18 protein-coding genes are annotated in these 21,075 nt (G+C 71.5%); 11 read left to right on the plus strand and 7 right to left on the minus strand.

Annotated elements, in window-relative coordinates:
- Positions 1-24: 24 nt before the first annotated feature.
- Both KIK06_RS27905 and KIK06_RS27910 read left to right on the plus strand, forming a co-directional pair.
- On the plus strand, positions 25-630 hold the full coding sequence (locus KIK06_RS27905; RefSeq protein ID WP_017598091.1) for a TetR/AcrR family transcriptional regulator: 606 nt from the start codon (positions 25-27) through the stop codon (positions 628-630).
- A gap of 160 nt (positions 631-790) precedes the next feature.
- A complete protein-coding gene (locus KIK06_RS27910; RefSeq protein ID WP_268645686.1) occupies positions 791-1,411 on the plus strand; it encodes a DUF4245 domain-containing protein in 621 nt (206 codons plus the stop codon).
- 79 nt (positions 1,412-1,490) lie between these two features.
- Here the strand turns inward: KIK06_RS27910 and KIK06_RS27915 are convergent, their stop codons facing one another.
- A complete protein-coding gene (locus KIK06_RS27915) occupies positions 1,491-2,462 on the minus strand; it encodes a 4-hydroxy-3-methylbut-2-enyl diphosphate reductase (protein ID WP_268645687.1) in 972 nt (323 codons plus the stop codon).
- A gap of 294 nt (positions 2,463-2,756) precedes the next feature.
- Here KIK06_RS27915 and KIK06_RS27920 point away from each other — a divergent pair, with 294 nt between their 5' ends.
- Positions 2,757-3,488 (plus strand): hypothetical protein, encoded by a 732-nt coding sequence (locus tag KIK06_RS27920; RefSeq protein ID WP_268645688.1) that lies wholly within the window; start codon positions 2,757-2,759, stop codon positions 3,486-3,488.
- 57 nt (positions 3,489-3,545) lie between these two features.
- On the opposite strand, the gene KIK06_RS27925 is transcribed toward KIK06_RS27920, so the two are convergent.
- Together KIK06_RS27925 and KIK06_RS27930 are read right to left on the minus strand one after the other, a co-directional pair.
- Positions 3,546-3,842, minus strand: coding sequence for a transcriptional regulator (locus tag KIK06_RS27925; RefSeq protein WP_017598095.1), 297 nt, complete (start codon positions 3,840-3,842; stop codon positions 3,546-3,548).
- Positions 3,839-4,309 carry a hypothetical protein gene (locus tag KIK06_RS27930; protein WP_268645689.1) on the minus strand — a complete coding sequence of 157 codons (471 nt, stop codon included), beginning with the start codon at positions 4,307-4,309 and terminating at the stop codon, positions 3,839-3,841. The genes KIK06_RS27925 and KIK06_RS27930 overlap by 4 nt, the downstream gene beginning before the upstream one ends.
- A gap of 104 nt (positions 4,310-4,413) precedes the next feature.
- On the opposite strand from KIK06_RS27930, the gene xseA reads away from it, so the two are divergent.
- Both xseA and KIK06_RS27940 read left to right on the plus strand, forming a co-directional pair.
- A complete protein-coding gene (xseA, locus tag KIK06_RS27935) occupies positions 4,414-5,658 on the plus strand; it encodes an exodeoxyribonuclease VII large subunit (RefSeq protein WP_268645690.1) in 1,245 nt (414 codons plus the stop codon).
- Positions 5,659-5,660: 2 nt separating this feature from the next.
- The gene (locus KIK06_RS27940) at positions 5,661-5,924 is read left to right on the plus strand and encodes an exodeoxyribonuclease VII small subunit (protein ID WP_017598098.1); all 264 of its coding nucleotides are present in this window, start codon (positions 5,661-5,663) and stop codon (positions 5,922-5,924) included.
- A 44-nt stretch (positions 5,925-5,968) separates the two neighbouring features.
- On the opposite strand, the gene KIK06_RS27945 is transcribed toward KIK06_RS27940, so the two are convergent.
- The 3 genes from KIK06_RS27945 to KIK06_RS27955 all read right to left on the minus strand — a co-directional run bounded on the left by KIK06_RS27945 (position 5,969) and on the right by KIK06_RS27955 (position 8,711).
- Positions 5,969-6,505 (minus strand): DUF6542 domain-containing protein, encoded by a 537-nt coding sequence (locus KIK06_RS27945; RefSeq protein WP_026127515.1) that lies wholly within the window; start codon positions 6,503-6,505, stop codon positions 5,969-5,971.
- Between the two features lie 185 nt (positions 6,506-6,690).
- A complete protein-coding gene (locus tag KIK06_RS27950) occupies positions 6,691-8,028 on the minus strand; it encodes a DNA recombination protein RmuC (RefSeq protein ID WP_268645691.1) in 1,338 nt (445 codons plus the stop codon).
- A gap of 14 nt (positions 8,029-8,042) precedes the next feature.
- Positions 8,043-8,711 (minus strand): TetR/AcrR family transcriptional regulator, encoded by a 669-nt coding sequence (locus tag KIK06_RS27955; RefSeq protein WP_268645692.1) that lies wholly within the window; start codon positions 8,709-8,711, stop codon positions 8,043-8,045.
- A gap of 125 nt (positions 8,712-8,836) precedes the next feature.
- Between KIK06_RS27955 and KIK06_RS27960 the strand changes: the two genes are divergently transcribed.
- The 3 genes from KIK06_RS27960 (at position 8,837) to KIK06_RS27970 (ending at position 16,606) form a co-directional block, all read left to right on the plus strand.
- Positions 8,837-11,308, plus strand: a complete 2,472-nt coding sequence (locus KIK06_RS27960; protein WP_268645693.1) for a glycoside hydrolase family 3 protein — start codon at positions 8,837-8,839, stop codon at positions 11,306-11,308.
- Between the two features lie 594 nt (positions 11,309-11,902).
- Positions 11,903-12,283 (plus strand): CU044_2847 family protein, encoded by a 381-nt coding sequence (locus tag KIK06_RS27965; protein ID WP_026127517.1) that lies wholly within the window; start codon positions 11,903-11,905, stop codon positions 12,281-12,283.
- Positions 12,284-12,307: 24 nt separating this feature from the next.
- On the plus strand, positions 12,308-16,606 hold the full coding sequence (locus tag KIK06_RS27970; RefSeq protein ID WP_268645694.1) for an nSTAND1 domain-containing NTPase: 4,299 nt from the start codon (positions 12,308-12,310) through the stop codon (positions 16,604-16,606).
- A gap of 114 nt (positions 16,607-16,720) precedes the next feature.
- Here the strand turns inward: KIK06_RS27970 and KIK06_RS27975 are convergent, their stop codons facing one another.
- On the minus strand, positions 16,721-17,734 hold the full coding sequence (locus KIK06_RS27975) for a LacI family DNA-binding transcriptional regulator (protein ID WP_268645695.1): 1,014 nt from the start codon (positions 17,732-17,734) through the stop codon (positions 16,721-16,723).
- A 183-nt stretch (positions 17,735-17,917) separates the two neighbouring features.
- Between KIK06_RS27975 and KIK06_RS27980 the strand changes: the two genes are divergently transcribed.
- The 3 genes from KIK06_RS27980 to surE all read left to right on the plus strand — a co-directional run bounded on the left by KIK06_RS27980 (position 17,918) and on the right by surE (position 21,041).
- Positions 17,918-19,225 (plus strand): MFS transporter, encoded by a 1,308-nt coding sequence (locus KIK06_RS27980; RefSeq protein ID WP_268645696.1) that lies wholly within the window; start codon positions 17,918-17,920, stop codon positions 19,223-19,225.
- A gap of 62 nt (positions 19,226-19,287) precedes the next feature.
- Positions 19,288-19,983, plus strand: a complete 696-nt coding sequence (locus KIK06_RS27985; RefSeq protein ID WP_017598109.1) for an alpha/beta fold hydrolase — start codon at positions 19,288-19,290, stop codon at positions 19,981-19,983.
- Entirely contained in the window at positions 19,980-21,041 is a 1,062-nt protein-coding gene (gene surE / locus KIK06_RS27990; protein ID WP_017598110.1) for a 5'/3'-nucleotidase SurE, read from the plus strand. Before KIK06_RS27985 ends, surE begins: the two co-directional genes overlap by 4 nt.
- Positions 21,042-21,075: the final 34 nt, after the last annotated feature.

The following is a 21,075-nucleotide window of genomic DNA, read 5'->3' on the forward strand; positions in this document are numbered from 1 at the left end:
CCGGACTGGAGTGAGGGCAGGACAGTGGACAAGACGGACAAGCCCACGCGGGTGTCCCCCCGTGGAGCCGCCACCCGCAGCGCCCTGCTCAGGGCAGCGGCCCAGGTCTTTCGCACCGTCGGCTTCGCGAAGGCGGGGGTGAGCGAGGTCGTGGCCGTCGCGGGTGCCAGCGTCGGCAGCCTCTACCACCACTTCACGGGCAAGGCGGACCTCTACCTCGCCCTGTACGAGGAGTTCCAGCAGCGGCAGCAGGAACGCACCCACCAGGCGGTCGTCGACGCACGCGCGCGGGGTGAGAGCGATCCCACACGGCTGATGAACCTCGCCGCGCGCGCCTACCTCCTGGGCTGTATCGAGGAGAGGGACACGGCGCGGCTGTTCTTCAGCGGTGACGGCCCGCCCGGCTTCGACTACCAGCTGCGGGCCCGGCTCACACAGTGGACCGACCGCAACGTGGCGCTGTTCCGCAAGGCCGACGAGCCGGTGGACGAGGCGCTGCTGATCGTGGTGAGTGGCGCGATGCTGCTCGCCGTCGCCGAGGTGGTGCGCCGTGACGACGCGGACGCGCGCCAGCTCGCCGACGACATCACCCGGCTGCTCACCAAACTGGAGCCGGAACACCGCGGGTGAGGCCCGGGGATCCGGGCAGTGTTTCTTGGGTCCTCCGCCGCGCTTCGGACCGTGTTCGGGCGCCCGAACGACACCCCCTCAGGTGACCGTTCCAAAAAACGGGTCCTAGACCCACCCCGGGTCGGAGAGCTCCCGGACCTGGGGCAAGCTTGATGGGGTCATGAGTGAGCACAGCCGGTCCAACGCGACCTTCGTCAACTACGCCATCTCGCTGGGGATCGTCGTGGGCATCCTCCTGGTGATGGCGTTCGTGGTCTCCACCCGTTCCGGGGAGCACATCCCGTCGGTGAACTACCGGCCGGACGCCGACGTCCTGCGCGAGGCGGCCGACTACCCGGTGACCCTTCCGGCGGAGGGGCTTTCCGAGCAGGGGTGGACGCCGACCAGTTCGACCCTCGACGTGACGGGCCCCGTCGAGTGGAGCGTCGGCTTCGCCACCGCCGCCGACAGCCACGCCCGGTTCATCCAGAGCGACGCCGACCCGGAGGCGGTCGTGTACGAGCACGCCCGCGGCGCCGAGGACGTCGGCACGGTCGTCGTGGGCGGACGCGAGTGGGACCACCACGAGTCGGCGGACTGGGGGGCGCTCGTCCTGTACGAGGAGGACGTGACCCTGGTCGTGGCGGGCAGCGCCGACCTGGACGAGCTCGCCCACCTGGCCGAGGGGCTGGAGACGGACGGGACCGCCGACACCGGGGCGGACTCTCAGGGCGACGCCGAGGGCGCCTCCGGGGACGGCGCGGAGGACGAGACCGCGTCGGCGGAGCCGGAGGACGCGTAGGCACGACCCCCGGCGCACGCCCCCCGGACATGACGGTGGCCCCGCCGGATCGGCGGGGCCACCGTCATGTCCGGATCCCCTACTCGGCGCGCAGGTCGCGGCGCAGCTCCTTGGGGAGCGAGAAGGTCAGGGTCTCGTCGGCGGTGGTCACCGGGGTCACTGTGCCGTAGCCGTGGCCCGCCAGCCTGTCGAGCAGCTCGCGCACCAGGATGTCCGGCACGGACGCGCCACTGGTCACACCGACCGTCGTCACGCCCTCCAGCCAGGCGTCGTCCATGAGCGAGGCGTTGTCGATGAGGTAGGCGGCGTCGGCGCCGGCGTCGAGGGCGACCTCGACCAGGCGGACCGAGTTCGACGAGTTGTCGGACCCGACCACGATGACCAGCTCGCACTCGGGGGCCATCGCCTTGACGGCGTCCTGGCGGTTGGAGGTGGCGTAGCAGATGTCGTCGCTGGGCGGGTCGAGCAGGTTCGGGAAGCGGTCGCGCAGCGCGTCCACGGTCTGGGTGGTCTCGTCGACGGACAGGGTGGTCTGCGACAGCCAGGAGACGTTGTTCGGGTCCCGGACCTGGACCTTGTCCACCTCGTCCGGGCTCTCCACGATCTGGATGTGCTCGGGGGCCTCGCCGCTGGTCCCCTCGACCTCCTCGTGGCCGATGTGGCCGATGAGGATGATGTCCCGGTCCTCGGAGGCGAAGCGCTTGGCCTCCTTGTGGACCTTGGTCACGAGCGGGCAGGTGGCGTCGATCGTCTTGAGCCTGCGCCGCTCGGCCTGCTCGTGGACGGCCGGGGACACGCCGTGGGCGGAGAAGACGACGATGGCGCCTTCGGGCACCTCCTCCGTCTCCTCGACGAAGATCGCTCCGCGCTCCTCCAGCGTGCGCACCACGTGGGTGTTGTGCACGATCTGCTTGCGCACGTAGATCGGTGCGCCGTACTGCTCCAGGGCCTTCTCCACGGTGATGACCGCGCGGTCGACACCGGCGCAGTATCCCCGGGGGTTGGCGAGCAGGACACGGCGGTGGGTCGTCGCAGTCGTCGTCGCAGTCATGGGTCCCATCCTAGGTGCCCTGTACGGTCCCCGTGGCGTGTGTGGTCGAAGGCACCGAGGTGGGGGTTCGCGGGGCGGGGTCCAGGCGGGGCGGGTGCGCGGCGTGAGATGCCGGGTTCGGCCGCGACGTGGCGAAATCGTTCACTTATCGCCTGCTCATGCTGATCTACCCTCCTCTATCCTGGTGCACCATCGCATCTGTAGATAGGCGGTTCGCCCCAACTCGGCCTTGCCTGGTTTTGCTGGACGCGCGCCGCCGGCCCACCCGCCGAGAGCATCAGGAGCCCCCGTCCTATGTCGAACCCCACCGTCGCCACGAAGCTGCTGTCCCTGGTCAAGGGGATCTTCGGGCGCAAGGAGCCCGTGTCCGCCACCGGTTCCGCCCAGGCGGACGAGTCCGCGAAGCCGCAGAGCACCGCCCCGGAGAAGGCGGAGACGCCGGTGAAGGCCGAGACCCCCGAGGCCGTCGAGACCTCCGAGAGCGCGGAGGTCACCGAGACCGCTGAGGCTCCCGCCGTGGAGAAGACCGAGAAGGCCGAGGCTCCCGACCAGGTCGAGGAGTCGCGGGCGGCGGAGGCGTCCCCGAAGCCCGAGGAGCAGGGGGAGGCCGAGAAGTCCACCGCCGAGGCCGAGGACGCGGTCGCGACCGAGGAGGAGGCTCCCGCCGCCGAGGAGGCTCCCGCCCCCGCGGAGGAGAGCCGGTCGGAGTCCGCCGTCCCCGCCACGGCCGACCTCGAGGAGGAGGGCGCGGCGATCGCCGAGGAGATCGCGGTGGCCGAGGCCCACACCGAGGTCGCCAGCGACGAGGTCCTGGAGAAGGTTCGCAAGGAGGTCGCCCCCACGGCGGACGAGCTCGCCGTGCCCACCTACGACGATCTCACCCTGCCGTCGATCCGGGCCCGTCTGCGCAAGCTCACCGTGGCCCAGGTGCGTGACCTGCGCGCCTACGAGGTCGCGCACGAGGGGCGGCCGGAGTTCGTCAAGATGTACGACAACCGCATCGCCAAGCTGGAGAGCGCAGAGTGAGCGATCTCGGCGTGCCGGGGTCGCCCCGTCGGTCCGGCGGCCCCGGCGGAGGCGTGGTCAGGCGCCCGTGATCTCCCGCAACGCGGCCACGTGGGAGCGGTAGGCCGCCTTCCCCTCCTTGGTCAGGGAGAGCCACACGCGCTGCCGCCGGTCCCGGGTGGCCCGGGTCTGGTGCAGGAAGCCCTTGTCCATCAGGACGCTCACGTGCTTGCTGAGGACCGAGGCGCTCACCTTCAGCTGTTCCTGGACGGTGCCGAATTCGACCTGGTCGACGGCGTCGAGCATCGCGCAGATCCGTAGCCGCTGGGGTGCGTGGATCGTCGGGTCGAAGCCGTCGTCGGTCGTGGCGCTCAACGGTTCCCGCTCGTCTGGTAGTAGGGGCTGGTGCGCCGGTGGTAGGGGCCGAACAGGCCGATCGCCACGCCCAGGCCCGCCGTCGTGGCGACCCAGGCCCATGGTGTGCCGTGGATCAGGTACAGCCCGATTCCGCCGATGATCGGGAACAGGGACCAGACCGCGATCGGCCGCAGTTCCCGCGGGGTCAGCCAGCGAAGCACCCCCATCTGGTTCACGCCGACCCGCATCAGCACGACGGTCGCGGTGAGGAACGCGACCAGGCCGAGCAGGTACGCCGCGAGCCACCATCCCTCGTGGGGGATGACGAACAACAGACCGTAGGGGGCGATGATCAGCCCGAGCACCGGGTAGTACCAGGCGGGTACCTTCACGGCCCTGGTCGACTCCTGCGCCGACTCCGCCTCACGCAGCGCGGCGGCGGCCTCCTCGGGGGTGGGGCGGGGGGTGGTCGGTTCGGTTTCCATGATGGAAACTTAGCTCTTCACTTTCCCTGTCGTCAACTGTGCCTCCGTCGTGCCGCGGCCGTGTCGGGCCAGGTTGTCGGTGGCCTGCCGTAGGGTCGATCGGTATGGGGATGGAGAGTTCCGCCGAGGCGCCGCAGCCGGTACGCGTCGTCCTGAGCGCCGTCGGCGGTTGGATCAACCGCCTGGGCCGGATCTGGGTCGAGGGTCAGATCGCCGAGCTCAACCGGCGCGGCCGCATGGCGTACATGACGCTGCGCGACCCCGTCGCCAACGTGTCCGTGCGCGTCGTGTGCCAGACCACGGTCCTGGACGCCCAGAGCCCGCCGCCCGAGGCCGGTGCGCGCGTCGTCATCCACGCCAAGCCCGACTTCTACGAGGTGCGCGGCACCTTCTCGCTGCGCGCGTCGGAGATCCGCCACGTCGGGCTGGGTGAGCTCCTGGCCCGGCTCGAACAGCTGCGCCGCACGCTGTCCGCCGAGGGGCTGTTCTCCGCCGACCGCAAGCGCCCGCTGCCGTTCCTGCCCAACACCGTCGGCCTCATCTGCGGCCGCGACTCCGCGGCCGAGCGGGACGTGCTGGAGAACGGCCGCCGTCGCTGGCCCGCCGTGCGCTTCGAGGTCCGGCCGGTCGCGGTCCAGGGGGACCGTGCGGTCCGCGAGGTCATGGAGGCGCTGAAGGACCTCGACTCGCACCCGGACGTCGATGTCATCGTCATCGCGCGCGGCGGCGGGTCCCTGGAGGACCTGCTGCCCTTCTCCGACGAGGCGCTGGTCAGAGCGGTCGCCGCCGCGGGCACACCCGTGGTGAGCGCGATCGGACACGAACAGGACGCACCCCTGCTCGACTACGTGGCCGACCTGCGCGCCTCCACGCCCACCGACGCCGCCAAGCGGACCGTCCCCGATGTGGGGGAGCAGCTGGAGATCATCCGCCAGCTGCGCGACCGCGGCCGCAGGGTGATCCGGGGCGGGGTGGAGCGGGAGCTCGCCTGGTTGGAGGGCATCCGCTCGCGTCCCGCGCTGGCCAGTCCGGTGCGGGAGATCGACCGTCTCACCGAGCAGGTCCTGGAGCTGCGCGACCGTGCGCGGCGGAGCCTGACCGTGTCCCTCGACCGGGCGGGGGACGGTCTGGCGCACACGCGCGCCCGCCTGCACGCCCTGTCCCCGGCCACCACCCTGGCCCGCGGCTACGCCATCGTGCAGCGCCAGGACGGGGCGGTGGTGCGTTCGGCGGGCGAACCGGACGTGGGGGAGTCCCTGCGCGTGCGCTTCGCCGGGGACAGCCTGACGGCGACCGTGGACGCGGTCCACACCGACGACACCACCGACCACACCACAGAGGGGGAGTAGCCATGGTGGAGCAGGGCGACGACACGGGCGCGGCGGGCACCGAGCCCGAGCTCAGCTACGAGGAGAGCCGGGAGGAGCTGAACAACGTCGTCCGCCGGTTGGAGTCCGGTGGCCTCAGCCTCAAGGACTCCCTCGCCCTGTGGGAGCGCGGCGAGGAGCTGGCCCGCGTGTGCGAGCAGTGGCTGGAGGGGGCCCGCGCCAAGCTGGCCGCCGCCATGGACGAGCGCCAGGGTGACGCCTCCGAGGACGGCGACGCCCCCTTCTAGGAGTCCGCGCGCCGACCCGGGGCGCAAACCCCGAGAGGCACTGCCTAGCGTCGGCCGTTGAAGTCGTCGCTCAGCTCGCGGATGTTGCCGGGCAGCCCTCGGAAAACTCCGATCACCAGGACCAGGGCCGTGCCCAGGAACAGCCAGGGGGCGACCTCGGCCAGGCGCGACGCCAGCCCCAGCAGGACGACTCGGGCGAAGCCCTCGGTGCCCAGCGCGATCAGACACTCGGCGACGGTCACGGCGGCGAAGTAGGCGATGGGCGGGCTCACCGACAGCGACAGTAGGTCGCCCGGGCGGACCAGGGACGCCGTGACCAGGCACGCGGTGGTGAAGGCCAGGCCCGGAGCCGCCGGGGTGGTCGTCCAGTGCGCGATCATGGTCCCGGCGAAGCTGAGTACGCAGATCAGCAGTACGCCGCCCCGGCCGGTCAGGCGGGGCGGTCGCCGGGCTGGCGCCTTCGATGGTGGGTCCGTACGGGTGGACTTCGTGGCGCGAGGGACGTCCCGTCCGCGGCCGCGGGGCCGTACGGAGTGCGGTGCGTGCCCGGGCCTCGGACCGTCCGCCTTCCGCGGGGGCATGACCGTGCGCCTCCCAAGTGTGTTACTCACAGTGTTCAGTGTGTCACTTCACGTGAGACTTCGGTGACTTTTCCTTGGATCGTGTCGTCATTTCGGCTGCTTGCCCCTTCCGCGACGAACACGTCTTCCCACCCGTTGGACACCGGGTTGGGGCGTGATGGTTCCGCCCCGTTCCGGGGTCGGGCTCAGTGCACGGTGCCCCCGGGATCCATTTGGGTCTGACCGTGGTTAGCTTTACCCGCGTGCCGAATTCCATCCATCGCGGTGGCCTCGCGCAACGTTTCGGAGGACATGTCGGGTTCGGTCAGTTCCGGGGCGGTCATCTCGGGCGCGGTCACGGTGCGGGGGTGCTCCTCCACACCCGAAGGCCGATCCAGATCCGTGTCCACCAGCCCGAGGTCGCGGAAGCGGCGGGCGGTCACCAGGACCCGGCTCTCCAGGGAACCCACCGTCTGGTTGTAGGCGCTCACCGTACGGGTCAGCGCCCGGCCCAGCCCCTCCACGTGCCCGCCCAGTGTGGACAGCCGGCCGTGCAGCAGCTTGCCGAGTTCGAAGACCTCCCGGGCGTTCTCGCTCAGGGCCTCCTGCTGCCACGCGTACTGCGCGGTCCGCAGCAGGGAGATGAGCGTCGTGGGGGTGGCGATGTGCACCCGACGCGTCATCGCGTGCTCCAGCAGGCCCGGGTCGCGCTCCAGGGCGGGGGCGAGGAACGCCTCCCCGGGGACGAACAACACCACGAACTCCGGAGCGGGCGTGAAGGCCGTCCAGTACGATTTCGCCGCCAGTTGCCCGACGTGCGTGCGCAGCTGCCTGGCATGGGCGCGCATCCGCTCCGCCGACGCCTCCTCGTCCGCGGTCTCGACCGCGTCCAGATAGGCCGCCAGCGGCACCTTGGCGTCCACGACGATGTTCTTGCCGCCCGCGAGGCGCACCACCATGTCCGGGCGCAGCGCTCCGTCCCGGGTGCTCGCCTGCTCGTCGAAGTCGCAGTGCGCGGCCATCCCGGCCAGTTCGGCGACCCTGCGCAGCTGCAGCTCGCCCCACCGGCCGCGCGCTTCCGGGCGCCGCAGCGCGGTCACCAGGGCCCGCGTCTGGTCCCTCAGGCGCTCGGAGCCCTCGCGTACCAGCTCCATCTGCTTGGCCAGTTCCGCGTGGGCGGCGGCCCGACCCGCGTCCGCCTCCCGCAGTTGCGCCTCCACCCGGTGCAGCGTGGCGGTCAGCGGCTCCACCATGCGCTCGACCGCCTGGCGCCGCTCGTCCAGGTCGCCCCCGGCCTCGGCGCTGACCGCGCGCAGGCGCCCCTCGGCGAGTTCGAGGAAGCGCTGGTTGGTCTGGTCCAGAGCCTGGGCCGACAGCGCGCGGAACCGATCGGCCAGCTGTTCCTCCACGTAGGCGGCGCGTTCCCGGGCCGCGCGGGCGTTCGCGCGTTCCTCGGCCGCGCGGCCCCGGGCCAGGGTCCAGCCCACGGCGACACCGACGGCCAGACCGATCAGGAGCACGAGTACGAGAACGAGGGCGTCCATGGCCCTCCATGGTGTCAGGGCGGGGTGGGGTCCGGGGCCGCGCCACGCAGGACATCGGTGAGGAGTCCCATCAGATCCGGCATGTCCACGGAATCCGGGTCGTACAGCCATTGGAGTTGGAGGCCGTCCATGGCGGCGGTGAGCAGGGCGGCGGCCTGGTCGGGGGTCGCTCCGCTCGGCAGCCGGTCACCGTGTTCGGTGCGCAGGGTGTGCGCGAGCCGCTCCCGGACGCGGGCGTAGCGGTCGCGGACGTAGGCGGAGGCCGGGTGGTCGCCGGTCAGGCCCTCGGCCGTGAGCAGCGAGTGCAGTCGGACCACCTCGGGGCGCCGCGTGTTGCGTTCGGCGAGCCCGGTGAGCGCGGCGGTGTCGCCGAGTCCGTCCAGCTCGCGGACGTCGACCTCGTCACGCCGGGCGAGAACGGCGATCAGCAGGGCCTCCTTGCTGGGGAAGTGGTGGAGCAGGCCCTGCTGGCTCAGTCCGACCCTGCGTGCCACGGCGGCCAGGGACGCCCCCTGGAAGCCGGACTCGCCGAACTCCGCGAGCGCGGCGTCGAGGATCTGGTCCCGGCGCCTCGTGGCGCGCGGGCGTCCGCGCCCCCTGTGCGCCGGAGGGTCCGGCTCCGGTGGCGCCGACGACTCCCGCCCGGATTCCTCCGGCGGTGGGACGGGTTCCTGCTCGCTCATCGAAGCAAGGCTACGCTGCGGTACTTCACACGGGATGATTATGCGTTTAACCTGAGGTCAGTGTTTTGCCGAATGACCGGTAGGTAAATTCCTCCCGCGTCTCCCCACACACCCCTGGGAGCGACATGAGCGCACCGACCGACGCCGACCCGGCCCGCGAACGGCGGGTGGACGCCGCCCTGGCCGCCCTCGACCTCGAAGCCAAGGTCCGCCTGCTGTCCGGCGACTCCATGTGGGCCATCGCCGCCAACCCCGACATCGGCCTCGGCCGCCTCGTCATGTCCGACGGGCCCGTGGGGGTGCGCGGCGAGCGCTGGACCCCCGACGACCCCTCCATCCAGCTCCCCAGTCCCACCGCGATCGCCGCCACCTGGGACCGCGACCTCGTCCGCACCGCCGGGCACCTGCTGGCCCAGGAAGCCCGTCGCAAGGGCGTCCACGTCCTGCTCGCCCCCGCGGTCAACATGCACCGCTCCCCGCTGGGCGGGCGCCACTTCGAGACCTACTCCGAGGACCCCTACCTCACCGGCGAGATCGGGGCCGCCTACGTCCAGGGCGTCCAGGAGGGCGGGGTCGGCACCACCGTCAAGCACTTCGTCGCCAACGACTCCGAGACCGACCGCTTCACCGTGGACGTTCGCGCCGAGGAGCGCACCCTGCGCGAGATCTACCTCGCCCCCTTCGAGCGCATCGTCGCCCGGGCGCGGCCCTGGGGCGTGATGGCCGCCTACAACAAGGTCAACGGCACCACCATGACCGAGCACCTCGACCTCAACACGGTGCTGCGCGACGAGTGGGGCTTCGACGGGTTCGTCGTCTCGGACTGGACGGCCGCCCGCGACACCGTCCGCGACTGCCTGGCCGGGCTCGACGTCGCCATGCCCGGCCCCAACACGGTCTACGGACAGCACCTCGTCGACGCCGTCCGCGACGGCCGGGTCCCGGAGAAGGCCGTGGACGCCCTCGCGCGGCGGGTACTGCTGCTCGCCGCGCGCGTCGGTCTGCTGGAGGGAGCCGACCCCGTCGTGGCCCCCGGCGACCGGCCCTCCGGTCTGGACGGGCGCGCCATCGCCCGGGAGGTCGCCACCCGGTCCTTCGTGCTGCTGCGCAACGAACGCGCCGCCCTGCCGGTCCACCCGGCCGGGACCAACCGGATCGCGCTCGTCGGACTGGCCGCCTCCGAGGCCCGGACCAGCGGGGGCGGCAGCGCCAGCGTGTTCGCCGAGCGCACGGTCACCCCACTGGAGGGGTTGCGCGCCGCCCTGCCCGACGCCGTCGAACTCACCTACGCGGTGGGCGCCGACCCGCGCGCCAACCTGCCCGCCGTCGACACGGCCACGACCGCCACCTTCCTGGCGGCCGACGGCCGGGTGCTGGCCACCGAGTCGCTGCCCGACGGCACCGCCCGGTGGATCGGCGAGCTGCCCGACGGTGTGACCAACGCCGAACTGGACCGTGTCGAGGTGGCCGGAACCCTCACCCCGAAGGCGACCGGGGAGCACCTGCTCGGCATCTCGGGCGCCGGGCGCTACACCCTCTCCGTCGACGGGGAGGTCCTCTTCGACGGTGAGCTCGACTTCGAGGGCGACGACCCGGCCGCGGCCATGTTCGATCCGCCCACGACCACCGTCCCGGTCGCGCTCACCGAGGGGAGCGACGTCCGCCTGTCCGTGGTCAAGGCCCACCAGGACCTGGGCATGGGCGACTTCGCCTTCATCGGGTTCACCCTCACCCACCGCGAGCCGCTGGCCGACGACGACGTCCTCATCGAGGAGGCCGTCGAGGCGGCGCGCGGCGCCGACGTGGCCGTCGTCCTGGTGGCCACGACCGCCGAGGTCGAGTCGGAGGGCTTCGACCGCTCCGACCTGCGGCTGCCCGGCCGCCAGGACGAGCTCGTCGCCCGGGTCGCCGAGGTCAACGACCGGACCGTGGTCGTGGTCAACGCCGGTTCCCCCGTGGAGATGCCGTGGCGGGAGGACGTCCGCGCGATCCTGCTCACCTGGTTCGGAGGCCAGGAGCTCGGCGGGGCCCTCGCCGACGTCCTGCTCGGGCGCCGCGACCCGTCCGGACGCCTGCCCACGACCTGGCCGGCCGCGGAGGAGGACGTCCCGGTACTGGACGTGGTCCCCACGGACGGCGCCCTGGAGTACGCGGAGGGCGTGTTCGTCGGCTACCGGGGCTGGGAGCGCGCCGGGAGGACCCCGGCGTTCTGCTTCGGGCACGGGCTGTCCTACACGGAGTGGCGCTACGACGGGGTCGACGTCGAGCTGGCCGCCCCCGGCGCGGACGAGGACGTCCTCGCCACGGTGCGGGTCCGCGTGACCAACGCCGGGGAGCGCGACGGCGACGAGGTCGTGCAGGTCTACCTGGCCCCGCGCGAACCGGGGGACCGGCCCGCGCGCGTGCTGGCCGGGTTCGCGACCGTGCGGGCGGCCGCCGGAGCGACCGCCGAGGCCGTCGTCACCGTCTCCCGCGAGGCGATCCGCACGTGGGCGTCCGACGCCGACGAGTGGGAGTACGTCTCCGGTGCCTACGAGCTGCTCGTCGGCCGCTCGTACCAGGACACGCGTCTGTCCGTCCCCGTCGACCTGCGGTAGCCGTTCCCGTCGTCGCCGGGTGCCGGTCGGTATCCGGCGACACGGCGGTCTTCCGTTCCCCGTGGTCGACGCGCGGACGGAACCGGGGCGTGGACCCGCCCGGTCGCCTCACCCCTCGCGCGTCCGAGGAAACGCCCACCTGGTCGAACCGATCGCGGCGCACGGCGCTCAAACCCGAATTACCCTTGGGCGTCACTCGCCATTGAATAGAGGTGGCGCGGTGCGGCCGTATCCTCAGGGCCGTTCGATGCGGGCGCGGATCGCTTTGGCCGGTTGGAAACCAATCCGAGTGGCCGGATGTGGTCACCGTTGTCGGAGGCCCCGATCGCATGCCTCTGACCTTCGATTATATGGATGGTTGCCGTATCGGCGAGTGAGGCGACTAGCGGTGTTCGCCGGTTTGGTCGAGTGGGGAAGCGACATATCCGTCGGCCCGGTCGTAGAGTGCGATCAGCAAGGCCCCGACGACCATCCTCGCAGACCTGCCTCAGATTCCTGTCGCGGGTCCGCGTTCGTGTACGTGGTTCACGGCGATCCACGGAACGCACAACACTGGCTTTCGATGCATTCTATCCCCCACATCTGGAGACCACGATGAGTGAACGGTCGGTGCGTACGGTTGAGGTACCCCTAGACGGCAGTGGTGGAGAAACGATCCGCGTGCAGATATCGGAACTGGACAACGACCTTGTCCGCGTTGGTCGCGGTGATCGTTCCATTGCACGGGCCGAGCGTTCGTTCGGGCAGATGCTGGACACCGTACGGCCGGTCGCGGACAATTTTGTGGGGCGCTTCAGGGAATTGGCTCATACACCCGACGAGATCACTCTCGAGTTCGGACTGTCACTCTCCGTCGAAGCGGACATCGTCGTATCCAGTACCGCGGCTGAGGCCAATTTCTCCGTGAGTCTGACATGGAACAGGGACGATGGGGTCGGCGCTCCCGACGGTCGTTCACGCCAGGCCGACCGGTAGATCACACCGGGGAGGACGGCCGTGGTGACCGGTACAACATCGCGGAGCGCGCAGGAAGCACTCGCTTCGGCGGTCGTTCGGATCAGCAGCCCGGACGGCGCCGTCTGTGGTGCGGGCGCACTCGTCGCGTCGGACCTGGTGCTGACCTGTGCCCACGTCGTATCCGATGCTCTGGGTCGCCCCCGTGGTGACGAGGTCGCGCTCGGGGCCGTGGTCACGGTCGATCTTCCTCTGGCCGGGCAGTCGGCAGGAGGGGGCGCCCGGTGGCCGGCGGAGGTGGTGCAGTGGGTGCCGATCCGGTCCGACCGCACGGGAGACGTCGCCCTTCTGCGGTTGGGGAACACCATTCCCGGCGCGCACCCGTTGCCCGTGGCCGACCCTGAGGACGTATGGGAGCACGGGGCGCGGTCGGTGGGCTTCGTCGACGGTGAGCCGACGGCGCTGTGGCTTCGGGGCAGGCTCGGCGGGGTGACGGAGGAGGGGTGGATACAGCTCTCCCGCGCTGACGGGCAGACCGCCTTCGCCAAGCGGGGTTTCAGCGGGAGTCCCGTCTGGGACAACGAGCTGGGCGCGGTCGTCGGCTTGGTGGTCGCGGCACAGCCGGAACAGGATTCGCAGCAGGTGTTCGTGCTGCGCACCAGAACGCTCCTGCACGAGATCACCGGACTCGACGCCGTTCTGTTCCCGGATCCGCCCTTCCGCGGTCTGTCTCCTCTCAGGGAAGGCGACGCGGACATCTTCTTCGGGCGGGACGACGATGTCGACAAGGTGGTCGCGGCCCTGCGGGGAGATCACGCCGCCGTCACCGTGTACGGGCCCTCGGGCTGCGGGAAGTCCTCCCTCGCCCTCGCCGGTGTGGTGCCTCGGATGCGCCAGGACGGCTTCGAGGTACTGGTGGTCAACGCCGGCCGCGTCGGTTCCCTGAGGGCTGCCTTGGCCACGGAGCTGTTCGAAGCGATGAACTCGGGACGCTTCGGCCCGGCGCGGGCGGAACGGACTGATCAGGGTCAACTGGAACGGTGGTTGGACGACCTCGGGCTCATGGACGCCTTCCACCGGGCCACCGGACGTCAGGACATGCGCCTACTGATCGTGCTCGATCAGTTCGAAGCGCTGCTGAACCTCTCCGAACCGGAGATCGAACAGGTTGTCGCCCTGCTGTTCCCGGAGCGTGGACCCGAGGGCTTGAGAGTTCTCGCCACCCTGCGCGCCGACCTCATGGACGCCATGCTGAGCCACGCGCGCCTCGGCCCGGCCCTGAAGCGCGGATCGACGCTGCCGATCACGCCCATGACGCGGGATCAACTGCACGCCGTGATCACACAGCCGCTTCGACGAGTTCCGGCGGTTGAGTACGACCCCGGGCTTGACCTGCGCATCCTGGACGATGCAGGTGACGAACCAGGAACCCTTCCACTGCTGAGCTTCGTCCTCGAACAGCTGTGGGAGGAGCGGGTCGCCGGGCGCCTGCGGGCCTCGGCCTACGAGCAGCTCGGCGGGGTGTCCGGGGCCCTGCGCAAACATGCCGACGAGGCGTGGCGCGCATGCGTCAGGCCGGAAGACGAGGCGGAGGCACGGCAGCTGCTCACCGGACTGGTCCGGGTACTGCCAGGAGGTGAGGCGCCGCAGCGGCGTGTTCTGACGTGGCGGGAGGCCGGAGACACACGTTGGCGGCTGGTGCAGGCCCTGGCCCAGTGGCGCCTGTTGGTCCTGTACGGAGGGGACGGCCAGCCCGAGAGCGCGGAACTGGCTCACGAGGCATTGATCCTGGCCTGGCCGAGGCTCGCCGACGAGGTGCGCCGAAGTGCCGATTTCCTCGCGGGCCGCGCGGAGGTGCAGCACGACCTCGAACGATGGCGTAGGGCGAATTCCCGGTCCGACATGTTGCCGGGAGCCCTTCAGCTCGCGTCCCTGGAAGCGCGGTTACGAGGGCGTGAGACGGACCTGACCGCGGAGCAGCAAGATTTCCTGGCACGGGCCCGCCGACGGCGGAGAGTGAGGCGGGCGAGGGCCAGGACGGCCGGAGTCGCGGCCGCCCTGGCCCTCGCTCTGATCGTCGGACTGTCCACGTTCCTGGTCCAGCAGTCAAACGTGAGCCAGCAGCGAGCCGCTGAGAGCCTGTCGCGGGCGCTCGCCGTCCGTTCGGACGAGTTGATGGAGACCGACCCCGGCCTGGCGGCCCTGACCGCGCTCGCCGCCTACGAGGCCGAACCGACGCAGGAGGCACTCAGCGCGCTGATGCGCCGGTACGACGCCTTCCAGGACGCCGTGTGGACGCTCACGGGTCCGCAGGGGGAGATCAGCGCGGTGGCCATGAGCGCGGACGGATTGGTGACCCTGGTGACCACCGAGGGCGGCCGCGCGACCCTGTTCGTGCGCACGCCTGAAGGCGAGGTCGAACGGGAGCACCTCAATCTCGCCCAGAACGTCCTGTCTCCGGTGGTCAGCCGCGACGGGGGGCGGATCGCCTACAGGTATGACCTGGACGGTACCCTGGTCTGGCATGACGTGACCCCCTCCGGCGAGCGGCTGGTCGGGCCGCCGCAGCGGCTCCACCCTCCGCTCACCAGTGCTTCTCTGGGTACGTGGTTCTTCGACACCAAGATCGTGGACTTCTCGCCGGACGGCCGCCGACTGGTGGGGGTATCGGCCGCCGACTCGGGGCTGCCCGTGCGTGTCTGGGACCTGGAGAGCGGGCGGTCGAGGACCCTGTCGGACGATGTCTTCGGCCTCGTGGAGGTGTGGTTCGGGCCGGACGAGAACACACTGGTGGCCGTTAGGTCCGACGATGATCCGGAATCACTGGAGTACTCGGTGGTGGTGGTCGACATCCGTGCCGGTACGACACGTGAACTCGTGAGCGGTGTCCTGGATCCGGACATCAGTGTCTCCGGGGACGGCGCCGTCGTGGTCGTCTGCGGTGAGGAGGTCGGCACCGGTACGCCCGAACAGGTCGGTTATCGGGCTCTGAGCGTGCCGGACGGGCGGGTGCTGCGGGACTTCGCGGGCCGCGTGGACGCGTCGTGCGCGGACGTCGCCGTCACGGAGGGCGGGGAGAGGTTCGCGGTGCTCACCGCGCAGGACGAGTGGGATCTCGTCGACACCTCGGATCGGCAGGCGAGCCCGGCGCGGTTCCTCGCTGCTCCCCCCTCCTATCTTTCCGTAGCCAAGGGGGCGCCCCTTCTGGGTACCGAGCGTGAACCCGTCGTCGTCACACAGAACGATGACGCGGTGACGGGTTGGCTTCTCACAGAGTACTTCGAGTACAGCGTCGAGAGTCCTCCGCGGCTGCTCGGAGACGGATCCACCCTGGTCGCCCGTGCCGTCCGCGAGGGGGCGGACGATGACCTCCTGGTCGTCATGGACACGGAGGGCTCGTGGGAGACCCTCGCCGAAGTCCAGACCGGTGCCTCCATCCCGCCGGACCCGGCCCAGGAGATCCAGGTCAACAGTTCTGGGACCCTGGTGGCGGACGTGTCGAACCTGAATCGGATCACGGTCCGTGAACTGCCCTCGCTGCGTCCGGTGACGGAGTTCGACGCGGTGCTCCCCTCTGTGGGCGAGGACGGGGCGCGGGGGTTACTGGAGTACCTGTTCCTGAACGACGATCAGATCGTGACGGTTTCGGACACACTCGTCGAGCACTGGGACGCGCGCGACGGCCGCAGACTCTCGCAGCCCGTGGACGTGGCCGACCTGCGGCTCACCACTGAGGAACATCCCGCCTTTCTGGTGGCACGCCATCCCGAGCCGGGCCACGTAGCGGTCACGGTCCACGGAGAGCCGGACGTCCACGCGGTGGATCTGGCCACCGGAGGGGTGGACGAGGATCTACGCGTGCGGCTCGGCGACGGACTCGTCGCGGTGGCGTTCCTGAAGGATCCGCGCTACGCGGCGGCGATGACTACGGGTCTCATGGTGGAGCTGTGGTCTATTCCCTCTGACCGGGAGCCTGAGAGAGTGGTGGGTCCCCTGGGGCCGCTGGTTGAGAACCGGTGGACGGTGGGCAGCACCGGGGCCGCCGGGTTCTTCCTGGCCAACGGCAGTTCCGTGCAGTTCCTGCGGGCGGACGAGCCCTATGACCGGGAGATCTTCGAGTTCGGCGGGCCCCAAGGGTTCCTGGCGGCGGCCGATGACGGCAGGGCACTGCTGCGGGCGCCCGATCAGGGAGGGCGGTTGGGGGTGTTCCGCCTGGATCCGGGCCTGTGGCGGCGGCACCTGTGCGCGGTCGTCGGCCGTGACTTCACCGATGACGAACGGGACGGCCTTCCCCCCGGCCTTCCCCCCGGTCTGCCCACCGAGACCTGCCCTCGGGAGGAGTGATGCCAAGGGGAGCCCTGTCCGGGTGCGAGGTGGGAAGCCCGTGGGCATGCCGTGTCGCGGGACCCGGACTTCCCCGCCCGCGCCCTGTCCGGACGCGCGGACAGGGCGCCCGCCCTACGTCTCCCGCTCCACCAGGACCGGCCTCCACGGGGACAGATGCACCGCTGCGCGCTCCCGGACCGCCTCGACGATCCGTCGCGCCGTGGCCCCGGGCTCCTCGGACTCCAGGCGCACGCTGGTCAGCCGGGGGCGGAGCATCCGGCACAGCATGACGTCGTCCGCGCCCACCAGCCCGACCTGCTCGGGCACCCGCACGTCCGCGTCCAGCAGCGCGCCGAGCAGGAGTCCGCTGAACTCGTCGTTGTACCCGAACACGCCGTCGGGCAGCCCCTCGGCGACCCACGTTCCGACCAGCTCGGCCGCGCTCTCCGGCGTCCAGTCCATCTCGTACCGCCGCACGGACGCTCCGGGCCCCGTCCGCTCCACCGCCGAGCGCACCCCCTCCAACCGCCGTTCGCCCATCTGGCGCAGGGTGTCCTCGCGCGGCACGACGACGGCGATGTCGCGGCAACCCCGTCCGACCAGGTGCTCCCCGGCCCGCGCGCCCAGGCCGTGGTGGTCCATCGTCAGCGTGGACACGCCCAGTTCCTTGGCCCGTTCCGGGGGAGTGCCCACCGCGAACACGTGGATGTCGGCCTTGCGCAGCAGTTCCACCCCGGCGGGGGTGAGCCGGTCGTCCCCGGCCACGACGGCGGAGGGCCGCATGGCCGCCCAGGCGCGCGCCGCCTTCACCCCCCGGCTGCGCTCCGCCCCGTACTGGAGGAGCGTGTAGCCCAGCTCGCGCAGGCCGTGCGAGAGGTCGTGCAGGAACCGTGACGCCAGCGGCCCCTGCACCACGTCCATCTGGACGTGCAGGACGAGGTCGCTGGTGCCCGTGCGCAGTGACCGCGCGCTGGCGTGCGGGACGTAGCCCAGCTCGTCGGCGACGGACCGTACCCGCTCCCGCGTCGCCTCCGGGATGCGCGCCCCCGGGGCGTCGTTGAGGACGTACGACACGGTCGCGGTCGACACACCCGCGCGCCTGGCGATGTCGGTGATGGTCGCGGGTCGGGGGCGGATCGAAGTCATGGCCCTATCTTGCCTGCCTGTCGGGGCCGGTGCCCAGTGGAGGCCCCGGGCGCGGAACCGGCGCGTGTGAACTGCTGATGACGCATCCATTGACAAGGTTAAACGCGTAACCTAGCTTAATCGCATAACCGACGCCTGAACAGGCGTTTCTCCGTCACACAGGTTCACGCCAGGGAGATCCACATGTCCGAGCACCCTTCCCCCAGGCCGGACGCTTCGGGCGCCGCCCCCACACAGGCGCCCCCACCCACGACAGGACGGCGCGGACTGGGCCGCCTCATCCCTCTGCTCGGGGCGGGCAACCTCGCCGTCTACGCCTTCTACCTGGGCATCGGCGCGGTCCTGCTCCCCCTCCAGGTCCAGGGACTCACCCCCGGCGACGAGGAGGCCGCCGTCGCCAACCTCGGCGTGGTCGCCGGGATCGCCGCCGTCTTCGGCACCGTGTTCAACCCGGTCGGCGGCGCCCTGTCCGACCGCACCCGCACGCGCTGGGGCCGCCGCAACCCCTGGCTCCTCGGCGGCGCGCTCGCCGCCTTCGTCCTCGTGTTCGTCCTGGGCTACGCCGACTCCCTGCTGATGATGGTGATCGGCTGGTGCCTGGCCCAGGGCGCCATGAACCTGCACCACGCGGCGCTCACCGCGATCATTCCCGACCGCGTCCCCCACGACCGGCGCGGTACCGCGGCCGCCGCCATGGGCATCGCGGTCTCCGTGGCCGGGGTTCTGGGAACCGGACTCGCCGCGCTCTTCACCGCCCGGCTCCCGCTCGGTTACATCGTGCTCGGCGGCATCGTCGTCGCGGCGGCCGTCCTGCTCACCGCGACCACCCACGACCCCCGCGGCGCGGAACTGCCCGAGCGCGGCGGCGCCACGGGCGGCAGCCCCCCGGCCGCGCTGGGCCGCTTCCTGTCCGCGCTGGCCCACCGCGACTTCGCCCTGGTCTTCGCCGGTCGGGCGCTGCTCTTCCTCGGCTACTTCCTCATCTTCGGCTTCCAGCTCTACATCCTCGACTACTTCATCGCCCTGCCCGAGGGCCTGGAACCCGCCGCCGCGGTCACCGTGCTCACCCTGGTGACCGCCGCGGGCACCGTCCTCACCACGGCCGCCGGCGGACCGCTCTCCGACCGCCTCGACCGCCGCAAGCTCTTCGCGCTGGTCTCCGGCGTCGTCTCCGCGCTGGCGATGCTCATCCCCTTCTTCACGCCGACCTGGACCGGCATGCTCGTGTTCGCCGTGGTCAACGGCAGCGCCTTCGGCTGCTTCATGGCCGTGGACACCGCCCTGGCCACCCTCGTCCTGCCCAGCGACGCCGACGCCGCCCGCGACATGGGCGTCCTCAACATCGCGGCCGCCGGACCGCAGATCATCGCCCCGTTCATCGCCTCGGCGATCATCCTCCACCTCGGCGGCTACGGGTCGCTGTTCCTGGTCGGCTCAGCCGTCGGCCTCCTCGGCGCGCTCGCCATCGTCTTCGTCCGCGGCGTCCGCTGACCGCCCGACCGCCTCGACCGACCCCGACACTCCCACTCCCGACCGACTCCGAGGAGGAACCCTTGCGACTCGCCACCCACGTGACCGGCGACGGTGACCGGACCGCCCTGCTCGTCCACGGCGCCATGTCCGACCACGGCACCTGGCACGCCCTCGAGGCCGACCTGGTCGACCGCGGCTACCAGGTGATCGGCGTCGACCTGCGCGGCCACGGGCGGAGCCCGCGCGGCGGCTACTCCGTCGCCGCGCTCGGCCAGGACCTCGTCGACACCCTGCCGACCGGCGCGGACCTGGCCGTCGGCCACTCCATGGGCGGTCTGGCCCTGTCACTGGCCGTGGAACGCCTGCGCCCCGCCCGCGCGGTCTACTCCGACCCCGCCTTCCGGTTCAGCGGCGCCTCCACGGCCGCCCTCGGAGCCATGCGCCGCATGGTCGCCCAAGCCACCGCGGAGAGCGTGCGCGCGATGAACCCGCGCTGGAGCGACGCCGACGTCGAGGCCGAGCTCGCCGGTTTCGCCGCCTTCGACCCGGACTTCTTCGACGTCGTCACCGAAGCCTCGGCGAAGGACCGTGTACCGACCACCGCCGCGGTCCCCTCCCTGGTCCAGCTGGCCGATCCGAGTTTCACGGTGGACGAGGACGGTGCCCGCCTGCTGGCTGAGCGCGGATTCACCGTCCGCACGGTCGCGGGCGCGGGTCACTGCATCCACCGCGACGACTATCCCGCCTTCCTCGCGTCACTGGAGGGGTGGCTGTGACCGCCGTGATCCGTCGCGCCGCCGCCGTCCTGGCGCTCCCGCTGCTCGCCGCCTGCTCCGCCCACGACACCGACACGACGCCCGACCGGGGCGCGCACGAGGACTTCGCCCCCGCCTCACTCGACGGTCTGCGGGTGCTCCTGGGCAACGACGACTCCATGCGGGCCGCGCGGGAGGACGGGTCGGACGGACTGGGCCTGTACGAACTGCGGTCGGCGCTGTGCGCGGCCGGGGCGGACGTGGTGGTCTTCGCCCCGTGGGGCTACCAGTCCAGCATGAGCGGTGCCGTCTCGCACAGCGGCTCGTTCGGGCTGGGGAGCCCCTCCGACCCGCCCGACGAGTACGCGGACGACTGCGCCGACGCCCCCGGCGGGGGAGCCGTCCACGGCGTCTGCGTCGAGGACGGCCCTTGCGAGGAGGACTCGCCCAGCGCCACCCCGGTCGACTCCGTGACCTTCGCGCTCCACCACGGCCTGCGGGAGCTCGTCGGCTGGAGCGAGGCCCCCGACGTCGTGGTCTCCGGCGTCAACTCGGGCCCCAACGTGGCCACGCAGATCCCCAACTCCGGCACGGTCGGGGCGGCCCTCGCCGGGCAGCTCGCCGGTGTGCCGTCCCTCGCCGTGAGCGCCTCCGTCGACGAGGACCTCGTGGTCACCCCCGAGACCTACTCCGCGACGGCCGCGTTCACCGCCGACCTGCTCGCCCGCCTGCACGGGGCCGACCTGCTCACCAGCGAGTACCTGGTCAACGTCAACCACCCGCACTCCGCGGACGGGGAGCCCGCCTCCGACGTCCGGTGGACCGAGGCGGGCACCGGTACCGTCCTGGTCCCCACGTTCACCGGCGAGGACACCTACGAGCTCGGCGTGACCGTCTGCGGGCCGGACACGCCGGGATGCCTGCCGGAGACCAAGGAGGACGCCGACAGCACGGCGCTTCTGACGGAGGGCGCGGTCTCGGTCAGCGCTCTCACCTCCGACCGCACCTACGCCTCCGGCGAGGACCCGGCCGAGATCGAACGCCTGGCAGCGCTGGTGGAGTCCCTCGGCTCCTCCTGACGGCGGCGCTCCCGCCCCCGGGGCGCCTTCCCCG

It is taken from the genome of Nocardiopsis sp. EMB25 (genome assembly GCF_026797795.1).
Classification (GTDB): Bacteria; Actinomycetota; Actinomycetes; order Streptosporangiales; family Streptosporangiaceae; genus Nocardiopsis; species Nocardiopsis lucentensis.